Source organism: Diplocloster modestus, from assembly GCF_019042245.1.
Classification (GTDB): Bacteria; Bacillota; Clostridia; order Lachnospirales; family Lachnospiraceae; genus Diplocloster; species Diplocloster modestus.
Genome location: NZ_JAHQCX010000003.1, coordinates 169,160 through 189,295 on the forward strand (window position 1 = coordinate 169,160; position 20,136 = coordinate 189,295).

The following is a 20,136-nucleotide window of genomic DNA, read 5'->3' on the forward strand; positions in this document are numbered from 1 at the left end:
CTCAGATTCCTGCTTTCGATGCCATATTTTCCAGCCATTTGGGGTAATAGTGAGGCTTGGGATGAATTCCGTCCTCCTGATAGATATCCTCCTGCTGCATCAACTCACTGTTGTCAATAAAGGGGATCCCCAGGCGTGTACACATTTCCATCAAAGCCTGATTATATGCGTCCACATTGCCATACAGAGGTTTCTTATCGATTGCCTTTTGCTGAATCGGCAGGATACCGTTTATGTAAATCTTCGTATCCGGCAGGCTCTGCTGGAGAGTGCGGACCGCGTTCTCGTATAGTTCTACGAACTTCTGGGGATTTCCCCACAGGTATTCAAGGTCATTCATCCCGTATGACATGAAGATGTTCTTCGGGTTCAGCGCAACAGCCTGCTCCAGTTCCGGCTGGACGTGGGGCAGGTTAATCCCGTTTTTCGCCACTACGCTGGTGCTGTCCAGGAATTCATAATCCTCCAGCGCCTTAGTGATCGAATCACCCATCACCACAGAACTGGCAAACCGTGTCTTCATATCCCCCAGCGGCTCCGTTTCCGCCGACGTTTCCGCCGCTTCAGGCTGCTGCCCGGAAGCCACCCTGCTGTTCTGAATCGTACTTTCCACCACAGCCACATCCCTGGCTGCCAGCTCGTCTAATTTATGTATACCGGCCATGTCTGTAATCCCTGCCCGCAATTCCTGCTGATATGATAGAATCATTAATCCAAACCATACCACACAGGCAACCACGGCTACAGTTGACATAATCCGAATTCCGTTTGCCAATACCTGCTTCATAAGGTCTGCCCCTTTATCTGATAAAATACAACAATAAACTAACATAATCATAACATAATATATATTTCTTTTGGTTTAAATAATATTAAATTATAGTTACAATTACTGGAATTTACCCTAAACAAAAACAGCTGCCTTTCATATATTAGAAATAAAAGGAGTTTTCTAATGTATTATATCACCACCAGCGACCATGTTAAAATAGCCGTCTATGATCTGAATCCCGGTTCCGATAAAGCTATTCTCCTGATACACGGCTGGCCCTTAAACGAAAAGATGTATGAATATCAGAAAAGTATGCTGCTGTGCGCCGGTTACCGGGTTATCACCATGGATCTGCGGGGGTTCGGCAATTCGGATGCCCCCGCCTGCCCATATGATTATAACCGGATGGCCGATGATATCTATACGGTTGTCTGCAAGCTAAACCTCCGCTCGTTTACCCTCGTCGGTTTCTCCATGGGCGGTGCCATCGTCAGCCGTTATATGGGACGCTATCAGGGGCATGGCGTGAAAAAATTATGCCTGCTGGCTACCGCTGCCCCCCGCTTCACCCAGACAGCAGATTTCCCTTATGGGGAAACCTTTTCGGAAGTAAACCGTCTGATCTGCCTGGCTGAAACCGACCGGGCTCAGCTCAGTGATAATTTCAGCCAGATGCTGCTGTATTCACCGCACAGCGAATCCATCAAAAAGTGGTTCGCTGACCTGTCTTTAAGCGCCTCCGGGATTGCTACGGTTCAGACGGGATACGCCTTGCGGGATGAAGACCTGCGGGAAGATCTGAGCCGCATTAAAGTACCGACCGGTATCTTCCATGGCACCCGGGATCAGGTCGTCCCTTACTCCCTGGCCCTGCAGCAGCAGGAACGCATCGCTGATTCCACTCTGTTTACCTTCCATAATAGCGGCCATGGTATATTCTATGATGAACTGGATTGCTTTAATCAATCTTTTTTATCTTATTTAAAAGGCAGCCGGTAATCAGCTTTATACCGGCTATTTACCAATAAACAGGTAACCCTCTAAACCGGATCAGGCCATGGCGCAGAATATTTTTGTATTCTCCCTCATGGCCTGATCTTATTATAAAGCCCAACTGTAACTAATTTGTAAATACCGCTGATCCAGGCTGCTATCCGATAAACAGGATAGAAGAGAAATCCGACCAAAAATGGATAAAAGCGGCCGGCAGAATGGGAAGCTCATACATTCAGGTATGGTTGAACATCTTTTTGTTCAACTTTTCCGGTACGTCTCCTCTTTTTGATGTTTCCTAATAGTCTAGCCTCTATCCGGACGGTTGTCAATTTTATACAGACCGTCTTAAGGATTTCTTCCGATTCTTAAGAACTCGTCAGATTTTGCTCATAATATTTTTGAATTTTCTTCACAAACTGTTGACAATTCATTCACACGTTTTTCACAGCTGTCCTGTATATTAATAATCAAACAAGGCAATAACCTTTTCATATAAAACTTCTTTTTCATAGAGCCGGTATCTGCTAGATACCGGCCCCTCCTTTTTTCAGACGGTTTTCCTTTTACACCATCTTCCTTATCTGATCCCTCCGCCGCATTGTACCATATCTGCTTTTAATTTTCTACGGTTATGGGATTCCTCTTTTAAGTACGCCCCCGCATTTATGCTTCTCCCAACAATTGCTTTAAGTCTGCCTCCGGAGTGGTAATTGGTGCGATTCCGTAATTTTCAACCAGATAATTCAATACATTTTCAGAGATAAAGGCAGGAAGCGTCGGGCCAAGGCGAATGTTTTTAATGCCCAGGTGGAGCAGGGTCAGCAGAATACATACGGCCTTCTGTTCATACCAGGATAAAACCATGGACAATGGCAGGTCATTGACTTCACATCCGAAGGCTTCTGACAGCGCTGCCGCGACGCGGATCGCGCTATAGGCATCATTACACTGCCCCATATCCATCAGCCGCGGCAGACCTTTGATGCAGCCAAGATCCAGATCGTGGAAGCGGTATTTCCCGCAGGCCAGGGTCAGTATGACTGTGTCCGGCGGGGCCTGTTTCACGAACTCGGTATAATAGTTCCTGCCGGGGCGGGCTCCGTCACATCCTGCTACCAGGAAGAAGTGCCGGATGGCTCCCGATTTCACGGCCTCCACAACCTGGTCCGCCACGCTCAGAATCGTTCCGTGGCCGAAACCGGTAGTCACCTGGGTGCCTCCGTTTATGCCGCGAAAGACCGTATCCTCCCGAAACCCGCCCAGAGCCAGCGCTTTTTTGATCACCGGGGTAAAATCCTTATCCTCCCCTATATGCAGAATCCCGGGGTAAGCGACCACTTCGGTGGTAAATACCCGGTCTGCGTAACTTTCTTTTGGCGGCATCAGACAGTTGGTAGTAAATAACACCGGAGCCGGCAGATCCGCGAATTCCTTCTGCTGATTCTGCCATGCGGTTCCGAAATTTCCCTTCAGATGAGGATAGGCCTTAAGTTCCGGATACGCATGGGCCGGCAGCATTTCTCCATGGGTGTATATATTGATTCCCTTATCTTTCGTCTGCTCTAAAAGCAGCTTTAAGTCCTTAAGATCGTGGCCTGAGATCACGATGAAGGGGCCTTTTTCTACGGTCAGCGGTACCACTGTGGGTTTTGGAACCCCATAAGTCTTTGTGTTTGCCTCATCCAGCAGCGCCATGCACTTCAGATTTATTTCCCCTGTTTTCAACACGACCGGCAGGAGTTCTTCCATACTCCAGTCCTCTCCCACCGCGAAAAGCCCCTGATAGAAAAACTGGTTCACCTCTTCGTCCATATATCCCAGCACCAGCGCGTGATAGGCATATGCGGCCATCCCCCGCAGGCCGAACAGAATCAGGGATTTTAAGGACCGTACGTCTTCCTGATCCGTCCAGAGCATCCTCATGTCATAATCTTCATTCCGGCCGCAGCGGGATTCGCAGCTTCCGCAGCGCGGGATCAGCGCTTCTTTTTCCTGATGGACGATCCTGATCTGCCTTTGCAGCGCTTCGTTGTCAAAACTAACATTGGTCACTGTCGTAAAGAGTCCCTCAATCATGGCCCGGTGTGTCGTGCCGGTCGGATGGTTTCCGTCCGCCGCCCTGGCCAGGCCGATCAGCGCCCCTGTCAGTTCATCCTGCAGATGGGCGGTATCGGCTTTTTTCCCACAGACACCGGCATTTCCTGTGCAGCCTGCACACCCGGCCGTCTGTTCACATTGGTAGCAAAACATTTTCTGATCCATTTTTTATCCTCCTCTATTTCTGCTTATGATGGGTTACCATTGCCTGTTCTCTATCCTTACCTGTTCTCTATCCTTCCAGAATATTTCCGTCCACGGACAAGGTGATGATACTCCATGGGATAAACCGGCCGCTGTCCTGCAGCGCTTTTTTTACTGCCTGCTCGATTCCGCCGCAGCAGGGGACCTCCATCCTTACGACCGTGACGCTTTTTATTTCATTTAATTTTATGATCTGCGTGAGCTTTTCGCTGTAATCCACGGGATCCAGCTTCGGGCATCCGATCAGGGTGATCTTCCCCCGCATGAACTCACTGTGGAAATTACCATAAGCGTAAGCCGAACAGTCCGCAGCGACCAGCAGATGTGCCTGGTCAAAATACGGAGCCTGTACGGGCGCCAGTTGTATCTGAACCGGCCACTGTCTGAGCTCAGTTTCCGGCTGTACCCTGCCTGCTGCTTTTGCCGTTTCCTTCGCTGCTGGACTTTCTTCCCGCTTTGACAGCTGTCTGGCTCTGGAACCGGGGCAGCCGGTTAGTTCTGGGGCCGTTTTCTTCCGTTTCGCTTCCTTCATGTTTGTTTCCACCGCTTCCCGATCATACTCGGCAGCTTCCCTTTCCTCAAAGGTAATGGCGCCGGTGGGACAGACCGGCAGGCAATCCCCCAGGCCGTCGCAGTAGTCATCCCGGAGCAGCTTTGCCTTGCCGTCCACCATCCCGATCGCGCCTTCATGGCAGGCGTCTGCACACAGGCCGCAGCCATTGCATTTTTTCTCATCGATATGAATTATTTTTCTGATCATATTTGTAACCTCCCGAATTTGAATTTACTTTGTATCAGGTTCTTCCCGCTTATAAGCGGTATCCTTTGTCTTTATGGGTTCATCTTAATCTATAATCCTTTATAAGTCTGTTGTTTTTACAACATAAATTTAATTTATCCAAAAAGGACATGCCTCTAAACTGAATTGGACATGTCCCAAACCGAATTGGACATGTCCCAAACTGAACTGGACATGTCCCTATTCGTAATATATATTATGACCAGCAGCTGTGCATCAACGCTCCCACATGCATGCCATCCAGCGCCAGCACTTTTTCAAATTCCACACCGGCCTCCTGTACCTGACCCAGACCCAACAATCCAAGCCCCATCAGGAACCGGCAGTGGATTTCATTTTTCCGGTTCAGGTCTTCATCAAAGATCTGAAGATCCGGAAGGCTGACGGCAAAATAGTCTATTTTGACATCGTCAAATATGTGTTTCTGCCCATAATTAAACAGTTTGTGGAATCTGCTTCTGGCTTCCTTTTCCCTGCCGAGCTTGCGAAGGGCCATCCCCTGGTAGAAGATCATTTCCGGCGGCTGGTCATTGTAATACATCATACCGGCAGGCTCACTGATCCCCACCGAAGCCCTTTCGTAGCAGGCAGCCGCTTTGTCCGGCTGATTCGCTCCCTCGTATGCGCATCCCAGATAATAGTAAATATTGTTCTCCTGCGCACCTGCCAGTTTGCCTTCCCCCAGATGAAACGGATAGGAACCGGCAGCCTGCTCCAGAATTTTTACCGCTTCTTCAAATTTCTCCTGGCTCAGATACTTCCTGCCGATCTCCACCAGGCTGAACAGATACTGTGCGGGCACCTTACCTTCGCCGCCCTCCCAAGGGTGGAAGTTTCTGCGGCTTATGTACTGCAGCGCCTCTTCGAACCGGCCGCAGGTGTTCAGAAGGGTTACGTACTCCAGATACAGGTCATCTCTGTTCTCCACTAATTCCATATGGTTCTGCAGTTCATTCAACCGGTCGTCTTTGGACATACCGGTCTTTTTGCGCAGTTGATCCAGCTCCATGAAGACTCTGGCGTCCGTGGTGTCCAGTTGGAACGCTTTCTCCAGTTCTGTTCTTGCTCTTTTTGTGTCATGATATTTATTATAGTAGGCCAATGCCAGGTTCCTGTGAACGGTAGCAAAGTCATCACAGACCGCAGCGGACCGTTCAAAGCAGCTGACGGCTTCGCTGTACTGCTTTTTGTCATACCATAAGTTCCCCAAATAATACGAAGCGCGGGAATCCCCGGGGTTTTTGGTAATCGCCGCCGATAGGATGCCGATATCCTCCAGCCGGTGCGGAAAGCAATAACTGCTGTCTGCCGAAGCCGCCTGCCTAAGCGCTGTCTCCTGCATTTTGGGTTGGTTCAGCTTCCTATAGCAGTCCGCTAAATAGTAATACACTAACGGGTAGATCTCATCTTCCTTTTTCCCCTTCTGCACTTCACCGGCGATAAACACCTCTAGCAATTCTGCCGCTTCCTGGAACAGTCCCGCCTCTATTTTATCGATAGCCAGTTCGATCGCCGTGTTGAAGTTGCCGCGAAGCCTTCGGATCAGCTCTTGCAGCATATCTTCGCCGCACTGGCCGCCTTCTTTTTTGCGTCCTTCTTTTTGGCGTCCCTCTTTTAACAGGGCTTCTTCATAGATAGTCCCAAGATCCAGCGGATCGATCTTTATATTTTCTTTCAGCAGATTACCGCACGCTTCCCAATTTTCTAATTTCCTTAAAATAGAAGCTTTTAAATTTCTAGCCTTCATATTGTGATAGTTCCTCACCAAAGATCTCTCAATATGGGACATTGCGGTATCCAGTTCATCCTTCGCCATACAGATACAGGCCATCTGGTAAAAAGCAGCATCCTGCCATGCAGCACTCCAGGCCGCTTTATAAAAACGGTCGTAAGCCTCTGAATCTTTTCCCACGTACCGCAGCGCCAGGCCCAGCTGGAAATAGGCTTCCCCGTCATAGGGATTCGGATTGGACCGCGTCAGTTTTCCGATCGCCGCCTCAAAAAAAGGAATACTTTGCGCAAACCGTCCTCGGGACATCAGCAGCTTTCCATAAGCAGTATTGATGCGGGAATCGGTTGGATCTCTGCGAAGCCCCTCCAGATAATAGTCCGCAGGCTCATAAGTCGCATGCCGGTATTGTTCCAGATGCAGGCCGTAGAGATAGAGATCTTCATTGGTTTTCACTTCCGCAGGCAGCGGTACCGGGCTGGCCGGGTCGGGTGTCTTATGAATCGTCTGTTTTTCCGGCCTGTAGGCAACCAGTATAGTTCCATCCTGATCCCGAACCGATACTTCCAGGCGGGTCTCATCCCGATCGCTGTCCCCGCCGGTCTCTATCCTTGCCTCAAACGCCTGCTCCGGCGATAGATCCAGTACTTTGCTGAAGAGAATTTCCTCATCCCCCGTCAACCGGATCTCAGCCTTCGGATATTCTCCCGTCACATATGCTCTTATGGTAATTCCGTCTTCTTCCGCTTCCAGGCCGACAGCCGCGTGAACGGTCGCGTTTTTAATCTGACCCACGCCTTTATACGGCATGAAATACTGTGTAAATACCTTTTCTTCATAGGGCGCCATCCAGGTAAAGTCCGGCTGATTATCCGTATAGCACCCCGTCATCAGCTCCACGTAGGGACCGTCTTCGTCCGTCAGATTCCGGTCCCAGGCCTTGCCGAACTCTCCGCATCCCCAGGTCCACTGCTTCTTTCCCGGAGCCACATGGTGGTCGGCCACATGCAGAATCCCCGCCTTCTCATTATAGTCATAGCCGCCTACAAAATCATAATCAGAATGGTCCGCCATATAGGAAGTAGGCACCGGAATATTTTTATACCTGGAAATGTCTACGCCTTCCGAGTAGTCCATTTTATAGTATACACCGGTTGCGATGGGGAAATTAGACACATCTCTTTTCCCGTGGTCCATCACCGCGTGGACATCCGGCGGGAAAATGGACTGGGTGTGATCATTGACCGGTACAGCCGGATTCGCCCACCACAGAAACGTCTGCGGCCGGTTGGTACGGTTATATAACTGTGCGGAAATCTCCAGATACGCCTTGTCGGGATATAAGGTAAACGCCGCCATCCCCTTTGTGCGGAACATATTTTCAATCTCTCCCACCAGAACCGTGCAGCTGCCGTCGGAATTTTCCATAATCCGGAAGTCCACAGGGTCAAACGTACTGGGCCTGTGATGCTGCGGCCAGTTGAATTCAATCCCGCCGGAGATCCACGGCCCGGTCAGCCCTACCAGTGCCGGTTTGATTACATGGTTATAGTACACAAAATCATAATGGTTGGTCTTGTCCGTGGCCCTCTGGATTCTTCCGCCCAGTTCCGGCAGAACCATTATTTTCAGATATTTATTTTCCAGATAAATCGCATGGTAGGTCTTATTTACTTTCTCATCGTAAATTTTGTCGATGACACTGTGGGGATATACCTTACCGGAACTTCCCTGATACACTCTTTTTTCCAGAAACATGGGATTCTTGTCCGGTTTCCCTACTTCATAGGTTGGAATTTCAATATCCTGCTCCCATACCTGAACTTTTCCCTCCATTACATCCATTGTGATTCCTCCTTGCAAACTTGGTTTAATCCTTGATATAATGCAATTATATAAGAAGAACAGAGAAATTACATTCCTTTAACCTGCCCACTTATTTCGAAATCTTGCTCTATTAATCATACAAATTAATATTATCTGGAGGTGTACCCATGAAATGCCTGGAACCAGGAGTTTTAGACTGCTCGGATTATTATTTCAGTACACCCAGCGGAATAGCGAAAAAGTTATTTTTTTATGGAATCTGCTGCGGGGAATTCAGCTGTAAAGTGCCCTACCATGTAAACAGGGACAGTTATAACAGTTATCTGTTAATCCAGATCTTAGACGGGAGCCTGACCATTAAGCTGCCCGGAGAGAAACGCTATGAAACTGCGGAACAAGGGGATCTTATTTGGATCAACTGTTACCAGCATCATGAGTATTATACGAAGCGGGACGTCCGGTTTCGTTTTATTCATTTTGACGGCAATACTTCCGGGGATTTTTACCGGGAAATATTACATTCCTGCGGAACCATATTACGGCCGGCGGATATCGGACCTTACGATGAGGCTTTCCGCCGCCTGGTTTTCCATTACCGCAAGGAGAAGATTCTGACTGAGAGCGAAATTTCCCTTCTGCTTCACACTCTGCTGGGCCTTCCCTTCCAGATGTCCGGTTCGACGGCCGACTCCGGCCAGGACCGGCAGATGATCCAGCAAATACTGGATTATATCAAAGAGCACTATAGGGAGGACCTGGACGTGAAAACCCTGGCCGGCACCGTGAACCTGAGTATCTTCTATTTCTCACGGATGTTCAAAAAGGAAACCGGCTATTCGCCTTATGAATATCTGATGCACTACCGGCTGGACCGTGCGAAGAGGCTTTTGAAGAATACTGCGATGACAATCAGGGAGGTTGGGTTTACCACCGGATTTAAAAGTGAATCGAACTTCGTCTCCTGTTTCCACAAAAACGAGGGAATGTCCCCGGGAAAATTCCGGAAGCTGCCGTTCTAACCTGCGATCCACAGCACGAGCAAAAGTAAGGCTGTGTCATCTGTCCACTTGAGGATGGGGTGTGGATAGGCTGCAATAAACTGGACAATTATTTTAAGGTCATATAAAATAATATCATTATTAAAGGAGTAAGTGATTATGAGCGAACCAAAGCAAAGAAGAAAACCACGTAAGTATACTGATGAATTTAAAAATCAGTTGATTGATCTGTAGCATTCGGGTAAGCGCAGATGCGATATTTGCGGTGAATATGATATGCTGCCACATCCCTATTTGACAAATGGCTGAAACAGGCTGAAAATTCCGACTCGTTCCATGAGAAAGATAATCGTACTCCCGAACAGGAGGAACTGCTGAAACTGAAAAAAGAAAATCAGCAGCTTCGGATGGAGAACGACATTTTAAAACAAGCGGCGCTGATCTTAGGACGAAAGTAAATGTGATTCGTGCGAACGCTCACAAACACTCTGTATCAGCAATGTGCCGTGTCCTAAAAGTAAACAGAAGCATCTATTATTATGAAACCAGGCAAAAGCCGGAGGATTCCGGGCTGGTTTCTGACATCAATGATATCTTTACAGGAAGCCATATTCACGGTTGAGTTTAAATCTGGTACGAGCGTGGATGTGGAAAGATAAGCGAATGCGAATAAACAGCACCTTGCAGAAATGCAGGGTGTTTTGCTTTTGAATCGAAAAAATAACTTATATCTATTTAAAAGTCAACTCACGCATATTGACTTTTGAATTGATATTTGATAAAATATCATTCAAAAGTCAACAATGGAGGTGGAAGGATGAATATCAACCAGACGATTTATGATGAAATCAAAAAGAATAATAATATGATAACCACATCTCAAGTTCTTTCATTAGGATATTCAAAACAACTGCTGACGAATTACGTAAAAGAAGGACTGTTGGAACGATGCAGACATGGTGTTTATACACTTCCAACTGCTGTGCATGATGATATGTACACATTGATGCTGCGTTCTGATAAAATTGTTTTTTCACATGACACCGCACTGTTCCTAAATGAATTGTCAGAACGAACACCCTTTATGCATACAGTTACAATTCCAAGCAATGCAGCACTGCCAAATTCACTAAAAGGCGAATGCCTTTGCTTTTATGTGAAACCAGAACTGCATGATATCGGAATCATAGAAAAAAGCACTACATTTGGAAACACAGTCAGATGTTATAATATTGAAAGAACAATTTGTGATTTTTTGAGATGTCGTAACCGCTGTGATGAAGAAACAGTGATCAGCGCTATTAAGAATTATGCCATATATGATAAAAAACATTTGAATCTTCTGTCTGTGTATGCAAAACAGTTCAAAGTGGGAAAAGAATTGAAAAAATATCTGGAGGTGTTGTTATGAGTTCAAAGGCGATGAGCATGAAAGCAAAAATAAAAAATTATGCTAAGAGCAGCAATATCGCTGCACAGTTAGTCCTCCAGAATTATATGTTCGAGCGGTTCTTGGCAAGAATGTCAAAATCGGAGTACAGCGAAAAATTCATAATAAAGGGTGGAATGCTGATTGCGGCCATTGTGGGATTAGATACCAGATCTACGATGGATTTGGACACCACATTAAAAAATCTGCCACTGACGGAAGAAAAAGTTGTGGAAGCAGTAAAGAGCATATGCAGTATCAGCCTTGGAGATGATGTGGCTTTTGAAATGGTATCCATCGCACCGATTCGCAAGGATGACAGATACGGTGGATTTTGTGTGAGACTCAATGCAGTCTATGATACGATAGTTACTCTGCTTTCAATAGATGTGTCTACAGGCGATGTGATAACCCCGTCTGCTGTGCAGTATGAATTTGGCGGGATTTTTGATGATAACGTTCGCATTAAACTTTGGGGTTATAATATTGAAACAGTAATGGCTGAGAAGGTGGAAACGATTCTGAGTCGTGGCATTTTCAGTACAAGACCGAGAGATTATTATGATATTTACATTCTTGGTACGACGCAAAAGTACGATAAGAAGGTGTTCCAAGAAGCACTTGCAGCTACGGCAGTACATAGAGGAAGCACAGAAAATATTGCAGATACAAAAGCAATAATTACACTAATAGCCAGCAGTGAAGAATTGCAGGATACGTGGACAAAATATCAGAAAAAATTTGTGTATGCTCAAGATGTATCTTACGAGCAAATTATGGAGGTTTTGAAGCGGCTGATGCGGGACTCTTAAAAGAAAAGGCAAGAATTAATGAGATGACTGGAGGTGACCACAGTGGCTGATATGAATCAGATACATGAGTTCGCTGTGAAGTGGATGGATAAATTCAGAGACCAGAAAATAAATTACATAGAACTTTCTGACCATTATATGACAGATGATTGTACTGCACTCGGTTTTGAGATGGACTGCGGTCATGCCTTTGGGCGTGTCTACGGAAAGGCTGTCAAGATGGCAATAATAACCCCAATATGATTAACCGAATAGTACTGGATTATCGCAGGCTGACGAAAATCAAACCAAAGGAAGTTTTGGAAGGTGCTACATGGGAGTTTGTAACTTAGGATTATATAGGGCAACTGATTATTGACAGGGAAACAGAAAGACTTGAGCATATTCAGAATATTGGCATGGGATGTAAGGTTTCTCGAAAGTATGAAATTGAAGGCGGCATAGAGAGCCTGTTGGATGATTTCGAGAAATTTGCAGATACAGTATATGACTTCATCCGTTTTTACGGTTTGGGAGAAATACTTGATCCATCTGTGTATGGCAAAGCAAAGCGCCGTACTACAGATTATATTTTTTGCAGTGTAATCTTCGATGAAGGACAGAAATCCTACTATTATTTAACGGAGGATGACAGCATCGAGGTTGATGATTATGTCATAGCCCCTGCAGGAAAAGATAATCACGAAGCAATCGTAAAAGTAGTTGACATTGAGTATTTTGCTGAGGATGCTACTCCGCTACCCGTAGAAAAAACAAAGCAGATTATAAGAAAATGTACGGACAAAGACTTTGGTTTACCTGAACCGGAATAATATCATTACGCAAAATAGAAATGTGAGGTATAAGAATATGGCCGAAAAGAAGAATACTGTACATCTTGGCGAAAACGTAGCCGACGATGTTAAATTAGCAGTCAATGAAGAAATGAAGGCTATCATGAAAATGGTAATAACAACATTTTCTCAGTCTTTAAAAGCTAAAATTCCTGAATTGCCGGAGAAAATAGAGAAGAAAATAAAAGAGATAGTAGACAAGCCTGAAACAGTGGATGAGATAGCAGAAGTATGGTCAAGAGAACTGTATAAAAAAGGACTCGTTCCCAAAGGGTATAATGGACTTCCAGATGAACTTTTGATTGCAAATTTCCATCAAGATGGATATTTGGATGGTTTATATGCAGGTTATGTTCTTGCTATGATGGCCTTGGTGGATAATGAGGCAGAGAAAGAATTAATCCTATCGGTAAGAGATGATATCCGACCTAATTTAGTGGGGCATCACTATGATAATAGAGATGAATTTTATAAGAGATTCAAAGGCGAAACATATAGTTGGATTGAAAGTCCATCAAGAATAGGAGATAAATGACCATGAGCGATTATTCATATGAGTTGCCGTTCTCAAATGACAAATTTCTGAAAGGCATTATCGTGATGCTGAAAAAAGAGAATAAATATGACCTTGCTAATCTATTGAGGAGAACAAATGTACAAATTGAAAAAGGTGGCTATTCATATTATGACGGTAAGTGGGGACGAAGCGATGCTTTAGCGGCATATGTGACTGGGCGAAATTCTGCCAGAAGATATCAGAACAAAAGGTTATCTAATGGCTGAGGCATATACATATCTTTATTCAGAGGAAAATTCATTCAGGCTGTTTATTGAGAAAGTGCTTTTAATGGGTCATGAAGATATCGAAACCACCCGGATTTATCTTCATCATGCGAACCAGATTATAGTCTCTAAAATGAACATATCGCACCTGGATAAAGTGTTCCTCCGGGAAAACTGATTTTTTCAAAACCGGCAGTTTCAGAACATGAAAAAAGTACCGTCCCCGTAGCTCTATGTCTACAAAAACAGTACCCAGATGCGCCGCCAGGGGCTCGAACCCTGCACACCCTGATTAAGAGTCAGGTGCTCTACCAAATGAGCTAGCAGCGCGAATATTCACAACGCAAGAGTTATTATATCTGAAAGCTTTTTAAAATGCAAGTATTTTTTCCAAATTTCTTAAATTTTCTAAGAAATTCGTTACTATTCACAGCCAATTGGGAGGGGACAGGCCCCTCCCAGTTAGCCGCGCTGCCTGATACCGCTCTCTGTATAATCTGCTTTCAGCTAATCATTCCCTACTGGATCGTGTCTTTGGTCAGTACGGAAACGCCGGTATCTACCTGTGTTTCTGCTATCGGCTCGCCTTTTACGGCTGCAACTGCCGCGTCCATACCCATTTTACCCATTACATCAGGATTCTGAGCCATGCAGGCTACCAGGGAACCATCTTTGATTAAGCCGAGAATCGCGTCGGATTTATCAAAACCAACACCAATCACACCGCCGCCTGCTCCTTTGATGGCATTGCCGACACCTACAGTCGCGCCCTCGTTGCATCCGAAGATACCTACACAGCCGTCTGTGATATAGTTGTCTGCGATATCCTGGGATTTTGCGGCGTCACCCTCGCCGTACTGGGTCTCAAGGATTTCATAAGCGGAACCTTCGAAGGCTTCCCTGAATCCAGCTTCCCGGTTGGCGGTAGAATCCGTGGAGGCGCTGATGTTCACGATACCGATCTTGCCGTCTTTCTTGCCTGCTGCTTCCAATGCTTTTAACATCTCTTCTCCTGCGGTCTTGCCGGCAGCTTTGTTGTCTGTAGAGAACGTTGCTTCCGCTTCTGTGTTAGCCGGAGAGTCCACATATATGATCTTCACGCCCTGGGACTTTGCATCTTCCAGAACCGCGGTGATGGCGTCTGGTCCGTTGGCGGCGATCATGATTGCATCCGCTCCGTCCGCTACCGCGTTATTAACACGCTCGATCTGCTGCGCATCGTCCTTTTTATCGGGAGCCATCCACTTATAGTCCACGTTGCCAAGAACTTCCGCTTCTTCTTTTGCCCCTTTGTCAACCGATACCCAGTGCTGGTCGGAGCTGTCCATGGTGATCAGAATTACTTTTACTTTTTCTCCGGAATCCGCGGCAGGAGCTGCGGCATCATCACTGGCCGCTGCGTCAGCCGCCGGGCTTTCCTTTGCAGTGGAATCGTCAGCCGCAGGCGCAGCAGCCTCCTCATTCTTCTGGCCGCAGCCCGCAAGCATAGTCGCGATCATTCCTGCACATAACAGTACGGATAATACTTTTCGTTTCATATTTGAAACCTCCCTTTTCAATTTTATAATCAAAGCATCCTGTGCTTTAATCATCCCATGAGTCATCCTGCAAATCCCCTGAAACTACCTGGCTTTTTTAATTTGCCTTTTTTCTCGGTTTCCTTCCCGTGCGTATAATGACATCCAGCAATACCGAAACAATGACTATAATACCGATCACTACATTTCTCATACCGACCGGTGCTCCCACAAATTGAAGCCCGTTTTGCAGTACGCCCCAGATGGAAGCGCCGATCACGGTACCGAACAGCAGTCCCTGTCCGCCCAGGGTAGACACACCCCCGATAACCGAAGCCGCAACTGCATACATTTCGTACATATTTCCGGCATCCATGGTTCCCATCCCGGCAGTGGCACAGGTAATCAGACCGACCACACAGGCGCAGAAGGAACTGACCAGATATACCTTTAACACGGTGCCGAACACATTGACACCGGACAGCTTGGCTGCCTCTATATTGCTTCCGACCGCGTATGTATGACGTCCGGTCCTGGTTCTGCTGAGTATAAAGTTAAAGATCAGGAACAGTATAATAGCGATCCAAACCGGATTGTATATTCCTAAGGTTTTCCCGTAATAGAAGAAATCCCGGAATCCCTGCGCGGCATCGCCGATGGCGTCCGTGTTATAATTATTATTTACAATCTGGGCAATACCCCGGGCCACTGTCATGGTACCCAGGGTGGCAATGAAGGGCGGCAGATTGAATTTTGCCACCAACGTACCGTTGACGACACCTACCACCAGACAGGCTGCCATCGTAATCACTACCGCGACCCAGGGATTTACCCCTCTGGTCATCAAGGTGGCGGAGGTCATAGTGCTCATTCCGATCACGGACCCAATAGACAGGTCGATATTTCCCGTAATCAGCACATAGGACTGTCCGATGCCTACCAGCAGGATCGGAGCCACCTGACGCAGAAGATTGGTTACGTTTCTTCCCGAGAAAAAGGTGGGGCTCATAATGCCGAATACAATACACAATACAATCAGACCGACGGTAACCGTAATGACCTGCCCGATTCCGCGGATGGCCATAAAGCTTTTAAAAAAATTATTCTTTTCTTTCTTTTCCATTGTTTTTATCTCCTTAGCTCCTCTAATTATTTACCGCAGCGTGATTGTCTAATTTATTATCAAATCTGGTCGCAAACTTCAGAATCAGGTCCTGGGTCGCTTCCTCCCGGTTCAGTTCACCGGTTACCCGCCCGTCACACATGACAATAATGCGGTCGCTGATCCCCATAACCTCCGGCATCTCCGAGGATACAAACAGAACACCAATTCCCTGCTGCTTCAGCTGATTCATCAGATTATAAATTTCAACCTTTGCCGCTACGTCAATTCCTCTAGTCGGCTCATCGAAAATAACTACTCTGGAATTTCTGGCCAGCCACTTGGCCACCACTACCTTCTGCTGATTCCCTCCGGAAAGCGTCGCCGCGTTTACCTCGGCATTGGGCAGCTTGATCTTCAGATCCACCACCGCTTTTTCCGTCATGGTCCGCTCTTTTCTCCGGTTCACCACCCCAGCCTTGTTGCAGAGAATATCCAGGTTGGGAAGCGCGATGTTTTCCCGGATACTGAGCTTGGTACACAGGCCGTCTTTTTTCCGGTCTTCGGGGGCAAGAACGATGCCTGCCTTTATCGCATCCATGGGATTGTGTATATCCACTTTGCTGCCATCCAGGATAATCTCACCGCTCTCCTTTTGATCCACCCCGAAGATGGCTCTTGTCGTTTCGGTACGTCCCGCGCCCATCAATCCCGCGACTCCTACGATCTCACCTTCGTACAGCTCTATATCTACATCCCGGACCATCTTACCCGCATTCAATCCCCGGACTTCGAAGATTTTCTTTCCCCGTTTGCACTGTACCCGGGGGAACTTTTCCTTAATCTCACGGCCGACCATCAGGGAAATGATGTCTTCCAGCCTCGTATCCGCATAGTTCATCTCCGTGATATATTTACCGTCCCTCATAATGGTGACCCGGTCCACAATGTGCTGCAATTCCTCCAGGCGGTGGGAGATATAGACAATCCCGCATCCTTCTTCTTTCAGCTTGTGGATGATCACAAATAAATCATCGATTTCCTTAGAGGTCAGCGCAGATGTAGGCTCATCCATAATCAGGATCCTGGCGTTTGTAGCAAGCGCTTTTGCGATCTCCACCATCTGCTGTTTGGACACCTGCAGGTCCCCCACGATCATATTCGGATCGATGTCAATATTCAGACGTTCCAGCACTTCCCGGGCCTTTTTGCACATCTGGCGGTTTGCCAGCACGCCGGTATGTATCTCTTCCCGCCCCAGGAAGATGTTCTCTGCCACCGACAGATGGGCACACATATTCAGCTCCTGGTGAATGATAGCGACTCCCAGCTCCTGGGCCAGCTTCGGCGTCAGATCCCCCTGGGGCCTGCCGAATATCTTTACTTCACCGCAGTCTCTTGTATACACACCGCTCAGTACCTTCATCAGTGTGGATTTTCCGGCGCCGTTCTCACCCAGCAGCGCCATAACCTCTCCCGCACGCAAATGAAAGGAAACGTCATCCAACGCTTTTACACCGGGGAATGTTTTACTCACATGGCTAATCTCAACTATATAATCCTGCATCCTTCTATCACCCGACCTTACACTTTCTCTTGTTCTGTGATATCAGTATAGCAAACGGATTAAAGCCCGTTAAGGGGGATGGTTTTTGAATTGTAGGGCTTTTTTTCAGATATTTTTGTACTTCATGTACAAATTAGACAATTTCTTCAGATGATTTTTAGTACTATTCACATATTTCATCGTTCAGATAACCGTTGCGTCCTGGCTGAAGTGATGGAACTGGGCCCGGTCAAATTCCTGGCTTAATTTTCCATTTTCCACCTGGAGCATCCGGTCCGCCACCATCAGCGAATCGGAAAAACTGGTCGCCAGGATTACCACCGCAATCCCTTTCTTTTTCAACTGCTGAAGCAGCAGGATGATCTGCGAGCGCAGCGGCATATCCGCATCCGCAAAGGGCTGGACACAGAATAAGATTTTGGGGTGATAGACGTGAACCCGGTAATAGACGAGATTATAGAGAGAGCTCAGACTTAGCTCCGTGATATTTTTAGCATGGATATCCGGTCCAATAAGCGGTTCATATTCCCTGATTACACTTTTTAAGACACGCCTGTCAAACCAGATCCTCTTCGACTTTTCACTCAGAAGAAAACACAGATTTTCAATATAACTCATATCTTCAAACAGCATACCCGGTATGGGATATTGTCCGATAAAGGCAATACCCGCCCGCAGCGCCTCCCTGGAGGATTTTATCCGGTACGGTTTTTCCTCCAGCCGGACTTCTCCGGATATGACATCCATTTCCCCGTTCATCACCCGGACAATGTCGTCCGCCACTGTATGGTTGATATCCAGAAGGATAACACACTCCCCTTTTTCGATCTGGAAGCTTAGTCCGTCCATATTATTGGTCACCACATCCTGGAACCGCAGCACGCCATTTCCCTCTTTGTAAGGGATTTCTTCTCTGTGAAAGGCGTTGTCATAGTACGGCTTAATCAATTCACGCCGGAAATTTGCCCTCTCTAAAACCCTCAGTATTTTCCCGTTTTCCATCAGGGAAATCCGATCACAGATCTTAAAAGCCTCTTCATGATGGTTACAGACATATAAAAAAGAAACCCCCTGGGCTGCATACATCCGTATCAGCCTCTGGAATTTCGGCAGGTCGGCCGTACTGATAAAATTACTGATATCCCTCACTACTATCAGTTTGACGCCCATGGTCACCGCCTTTAACAGTTCCACCACGCATTTTTCAAAGGGGGACAGCACCTCCACCTGGGTTTTCCCGTCAATCTGGATCCCCAGCTCATCCATAAGCATTTTTAACTGCCGGTTCAGCACATGGGATTTGATCACATAATTTCGAAAGCCTCTGCGCAGCACGAATACATTGTCCGCCACTGACAGATCTTTGACCAGCTTCGTGGGATCTTCGATCACATAGACCTTGTTCAGCGTATTCGAACTGTGGGCATAGTTGTTGACCAGCTCTTCATGAAAATAAATCCGTCCGTAGAGAATGGGCAGATTCTGACCAATCAGTTCGATTAAGCTCTCCTGCCCATACCCGTTCAGGCAGACTACACCCATGATTTCACCGCAAAAGATATGCAGGTTCAGCTTGTCCAGAAGAACCACATCATCCACAACCCGGGTGACATTCTCCAGTCTCAGAATTTCTTCTCTCATAGGATTTCCTTCATATCTTTTTTAATCAGAGGAAGTGTGATCTCCACATCCGTGCCTATATTCTGGGTACTGTAGATGCAAATACCATATTCTTCCCCGAACAGCAGCTTGATCCTGCTGTTCACATTGACAATAGCGATTCCGCCCTTGGCGTCCGTATCCGCTTTCACCGTGTCCACGGAGCTGCTGCTCAACTTGGCGTTCAGTTCGTCCAAAGACTTGCGTTCTATCCCCAGCCCATCATCCGACACAGTGATAATCAGTCGCTTCGGTGTTGTCTCGATCCCGATCTCCAGATTCCCCCTGCCGATCTTGCGCTCGATCCCATGGAAGATGGAGTTCTCCACGATAGGCTGAAGCGTCAGTTTCGGAAGCCGGTACTGCATGGCTTCTTCCTCCTCCTCAGTACGGTCACGTATCTGAAGGGACAGCCGCTCTCCGAAGCGGTACTGCTGGATAATGTAGTAGTTCTGCACATTTTTCAGTTCATCTTCCAACGTTACCAGATGTTCCACATTGGATATGGTGTACTGAAAGAACGTTGCCAGCGCTTCCGTCATTTTCGCCACATTTTCCAGCCCGGCTTTCATCGTCTCCCCACGGATCCCCTCCAGGGTGTTGTACAGGAAATGCGGATTGATCTGATTCTGCAAAGCCAGATACTGCGCCTGCTTTTTGGAGGCGCTGATCAGTTCGTTGGTTTTAATCATATCCCGGAACTTATCCATGGCCTGAGCCGTCTCGGGATTGATATCCACCCTCTGGTTAAAAACCCCCTCAAACAGGTATCCGGTCACAAACAGATGCAATACCTTTGTATTTTCTTTGTAAGGCCGGTACAGCCATTTCACACAGCCATATCCCAACGCGAAGCACCCGATCCAGGAAAGGACTGACGGTATCACAAAGGATCTGTCCCGGAACGCGGCGGCAGACAGGGTCCAGAGCATCAGCAGGAGAATCACTGCCATGATGGCAACCATGATTTTCATACGGCAGGACAGGTAATGGGTCTGTTTCCTCTTCATAT

Annotated in this window: 17 protein-coding genes, 1 tRNA gene and 1 pseudogene; 9 read left to right on the plus strand and 10 right to left on the minus strand. The window is 47.0% G+C overall.

What is annotated here, in order from left to right:
* Window position 1 precedes the first annotated feature (1 nt).
* Window positions 2-787 carry a GDSL-type esterase/lipase family protein gene (locus tag KTH90_RS05735; protein WP_238726425.1) on the minus strand — a complete coding sequence of 262 codons (786 nt, stop codon included), beginning with the start codon at window positions 785-787 and terminating at the stop codon, window positions 2-4.
* A gap of 168 nt (window positions 788-955) precedes the next feature.
* On the opposite strand from KTH90_RS05735, the gene KTH90_RS05740 reads away from it, so the two are divergent.
* Window positions 956-1,771 (plus strand): alpha/beta fold hydrolase, encoded by an 816-nt coding sequence (locus KTH90_RS05740; protein ID WP_238726426.1) that lies wholly within the window; start codon window positions 956-958, stop codon window positions 1,769-1,771.
* 660 nt (window positions 1,772-2,431) lie between these two features.
* On the opposite strand, the gene hcp is transcribed toward KTH90_RS05740, so the two are convergent.
* The 3 genes from hcp to KTH90_RS05755 all read right to left on the minus strand — a co-directional run bounded on the left by hcp (window position 2,432) and on the right by KTH90_RS05755 (window position 8,433).
* Window positions 2,432-4,030, minus strand: coding sequence for a hydroxylamine reductase (hcp, locus tag KTH90_RS05745; RefSeq protein WP_238726427.1), 1,599 nt, complete (start codon window positions 4,028-4,030; stop codon window positions 2,432-2,434).
* A gap of 67 nt (window positions 4,031-4,097) precedes the next feature.
* Complete coding sequence (locus tag KTH90_RS05750; RefSeq protein WP_158350669.1) at window positions 4,098-4,829, minus strand: ATP-binding protein; 732 nt, start codon at window positions 4,827-4,829, stop codon at window positions 4,098-4,100.
* Between the two features lie 235 nt (window positions 4,830-5,064).
* Window positions 5,065-8,433: a DUF5107 domain-containing protein gene (locus KTH90_RS05755; RefSeq protein ID WP_408626275.1), complete on the minus strand. Its 3,369-nt coding sequence runs from the start codon at window positions 8,431-8,433 to the stop codon at window positions 5,065-5,067.
* Between the two features lie 158 nt (window positions 8,434-8,591).
* On the opposite strand from KTH90_RS05755, the gene KTH90_RS05760 reads away from it, so the two are divergent.
* The 8 genes and pseudogenes from KTH90_RS05760 to KTH90_RS05795 all read left to right on the plus strand — a co-directional run bounded on the left by KTH90_RS05760 (window position 8,592) and on the right by KTH90_RS05795 (window position 13,279).
* Window positions 8,592-9,443, plus strand: a complete 852-nt coding sequence (locus KTH90_RS05760; protein WP_158350665.1) for a helix-turn-helix domain-containing protein — start codon at window positions 8,592-8,594, stop codon at window positions 9,441-9,443.
* A gap of 138 nt (window positions 9,444-9,581) precedes the next feature.
* Window positions 9,582-10,029: pseudogene (locus tag KTH90_RS05765) on the plus strand (transposase); the annotation flags it as partial.
* Window positions 10,030-10,239: 210 nt separating this feature from the next.
* Window positions 10,240-10,833, plus strand: a complete 594-nt coding sequence (locus KTH90_RS05770) for a type IV toxin-antitoxin system AbiEi family antitoxin domain-containing protein (protein ID WP_158350663.1) — start codon at window positions 10,240-10,242, stop codon at window positions 10,831-10,833.
* Entirely contained in the window at window positions 10,830-11,663 is an 834-nt protein-coding gene (locus KTH90_RS05775) for a nucleotidyl transferase AbiEii/AbiGii toxin family protein (protein WP_238726428.1), read from the plus strand. Before KTH90_RS05770 ends, KTH90_RS05775 begins: the two co-directional genes overlap by 4 nt.
* A gap of 42 nt (window positions 11,664-11,705) precedes the next feature.
* Window positions 11,706-11,906, plus strand: a complete 201-nt coding sequence (locus KTH90_RS05780; RefSeq protein ID WP_238726429.1) for a hypothetical protein — start codon at window positions 11,706-11,708, stop codon at window positions 11,904-11,906.
* A 155-nt stretch (window positions 11,907-12,061) separates the two neighbouring features.
* Window positions 12,062-12,475 (plus strand): hypothetical protein, encoded by a 414-nt coding sequence (locus tag KTH90_RS05785; RefSeq protein WP_238726430.1) that lies wholly within the window; start codon window positions 12,062-12,064, stop codon window positions 12,473-12,475.
* A 37-nt stretch (window positions 12,476-12,512) separates the two neighbouring features.
* Window positions 12,513-13,031, plus strand: a complete 519-nt coding sequence (locus KTH90_RS05790; RefSeq protein ID WP_238726431.1) for a hypothetical protein — start codon at window positions 12,513-12,515, stop codon at window positions 13,029-13,031.
* Window positions 13,032-13,033: 2 nt separating this feature from the next.
* Window positions 13,034-13,279, plus strand: coding sequence for a hypothetical protein (locus KTH90_RS05795; protein WP_158350657.1), 246 nt, complete (start codon window positions 13,034-13,036; stop codon window positions 13,277-13,279).
* Between the two features lie 257 nt (window positions 13,280-13,536).
* On the opposite strand, the gene KTH90_RS05800 is transcribed toward KTH90_RS05795, so the two are convergent.
* The 6 genes from KTH90_RS05800 to KTH90_RS05825 all read right to left on the minus strand — a co-directional run bounded on the left by KTH90_RS05800 (window position 13,537) and on the right by KTH90_RS05825 (window position 20,134).
* Window positions 13,537-13,609 (minus strand) — tRNA-Lys (locus KTH90_RS05800).
* A 188-nt stretch (window positions 13,610-13,797) separates the two neighbouring features.
* The gene (locus KTH90_RS05805; protein WP_158350655.1) at window positions 13,798-14,817 is read right to left on the minus strand and encodes a substrate-binding domain-containing protein; all 1,020 of its coding nucleotides are present in this window, start codon (window positions 14,815-14,817) and stop codon (window positions 13,798-13,800) included.
* Between the two features lie 97 nt (window positions 14,818-14,914).
* A complete protein-coding gene (locus tag KTH90_RS05810) occupies window positions 14,915-15,919 on the minus strand; it encodes an ABC transporter permease (protein WP_158350653.1) in 1,005 nt (334 codons plus the stop codon).
* A gap of 22 nt (window positions 15,920-15,941) precedes the next feature.
* Window positions 15,942-17,465: a sugar ABC transporter ATP-binding protein gene (locus KTH90_RS05815; protein ID WP_158350651.1), complete on the minus strand. Its 1,524-nt coding sequence runs from the start codon at window positions 17,463-17,465 to the stop codon at window positions 15,942-15,944.
* 183 nt (window positions 17,466-17,648) lie between these two features.
* Window positions 17,649-19,106 (minus strand): ATP-binding cassette domain-containing protein, encoded by a 1,458-nt coding sequence (locus KTH90_RS05820; protein WP_158350649.1) that lies wholly within the window; start codon window positions 19,104-19,106, stop codon window positions 17,649-17,651.
* A complete protein-coding gene (locus tag KTH90_RS05825; RefSeq protein ID WP_158350647.1) occupies window positions 19,103-20,134 on the minus strand; it encodes a sensor histidine kinase in 1,032 nt (343 codons plus the stop codon). The genes KTH90_RS05820 and KTH90_RS05825 overlap by 4 nt, the downstream gene beginning before the upstream one ends.
* Window positions 20,135-20,136: the final 2 nt, after the last annotated feature.

Excerpts from the sequence above, each read along its gene's own strand:
- KTH90_RS05770 (WP_158350663.1), top strand. The coding sequence starts at position 10,240 with ATGAATATCAACCAGACGATTTATGATGAAATCAAAAAGAATAATAAT.
- KTH90_RS05795 (WP_158350657.1), top strand. The coding sequence starts at position 13,034 with ATGAGCGATTATTCATATGAGTTGCCGTTCTCAAATGACAAATTTCTG.
- KTH90_RS05820 (WP_158350649.1), bottom strand. The coding sequence starts at position 19,106 with ATGAGAGAAGAAATTCTGAGACTGGAGAATGTCACCCGGGTTGTGGAT.
- KTH90_RS05805 (WP_158350655.1), bottom strand. The coding sequence starts at position 14,817 with ATGAAACGAAAAGTATTATCCGTACTGTTATGTGCAGGAATGATCGCG.
- KTH90_RS05740 (WP_238726426.1), top strand. The coding sequence starts at position 956 with ATGTATTATATCACCACCAGCGACCATGTTAAAATAGCCGTCTATGAT.
- KTH90_RS05825 (WP_158350647.1), bottom strand. The coding sequence starts at position 20,134 with ATGAAGAGGAAACAGACCCATTACCTGTCCTGCCGTATGAAAATCATG.
- KTH90_RS05815 (WP_158350651.1), bottom strand. The coding sequence starts at position 17,465 with ATGCAGGATTATATAGTTGAGATTAGCCATGTGAGTAAAACATTCCCC.
- KTH90_RS05775 (WP_238726428.1), top strand. The coding sequence starts at position 10,830 with ATGAGTTCAAAGGCGATGAGCATGAAAGCAAAAATAAAAAATTATGCT.
- KTH90_RS05760 (WP_158350665.1), top strand. The coding sequence starts at position 8,592 with ATGAAATGCCTGGAACCAGGAGTTTTAGACTGCTCGGATTATTATTTC.
- KTH90_RS05785 (WP_238726430.1), top strand. The coding sequence starts at position 12,062 with ATGGGATGTAAGGTTTCTCGAAAGTATGAAATTGAAGGCGGCATAGAG.
- KTH90_RS05750 (WP_158350669.1), bottom strand. The coding sequence starts at position 4,829 with ATGATCAGAAAAATAATTCATATCGATGAGAAAAAATGCAATGGCTGC.
- KTH90_RS05735 (WP_238726425.1), bottom strand. The coding sequence starts at position 787 with ATGAAGCAGGTATTGGCAAACGGAATTCGGATTATGTCAACTGTAGCC.
- KTH90_RS05755 (WP_408626275.1), bottom strand. The coding sequence starts at position 8,433 with ATGGAGGGAAAAGTTCAGGTATGGGAGCAGGATATTGAAATTCCAACC.
- KTH90_RS05810 (WP_158350653.1), bottom strand. The coding sequence starts at position 15,919 with ATGGAAAAGAAAGAAAAGAATAATTTTTTTAAAAGCTTTATGGCCATC.
- hcp (WP_238726427.1), bottom strand. The coding sequence starts at position 4,030 with ATGGATCAGAAAATGTTTTGCTACCAATGTGAACAGACGGCCGGGTGT.
- KTH90_RS05790 (WP_238726431.1), top strand. The coding sequence starts at position 12,513 with ATGGCCGAAAAGAAGAATACTGTACATCTTGGCGAAAACGTAGCCGAC.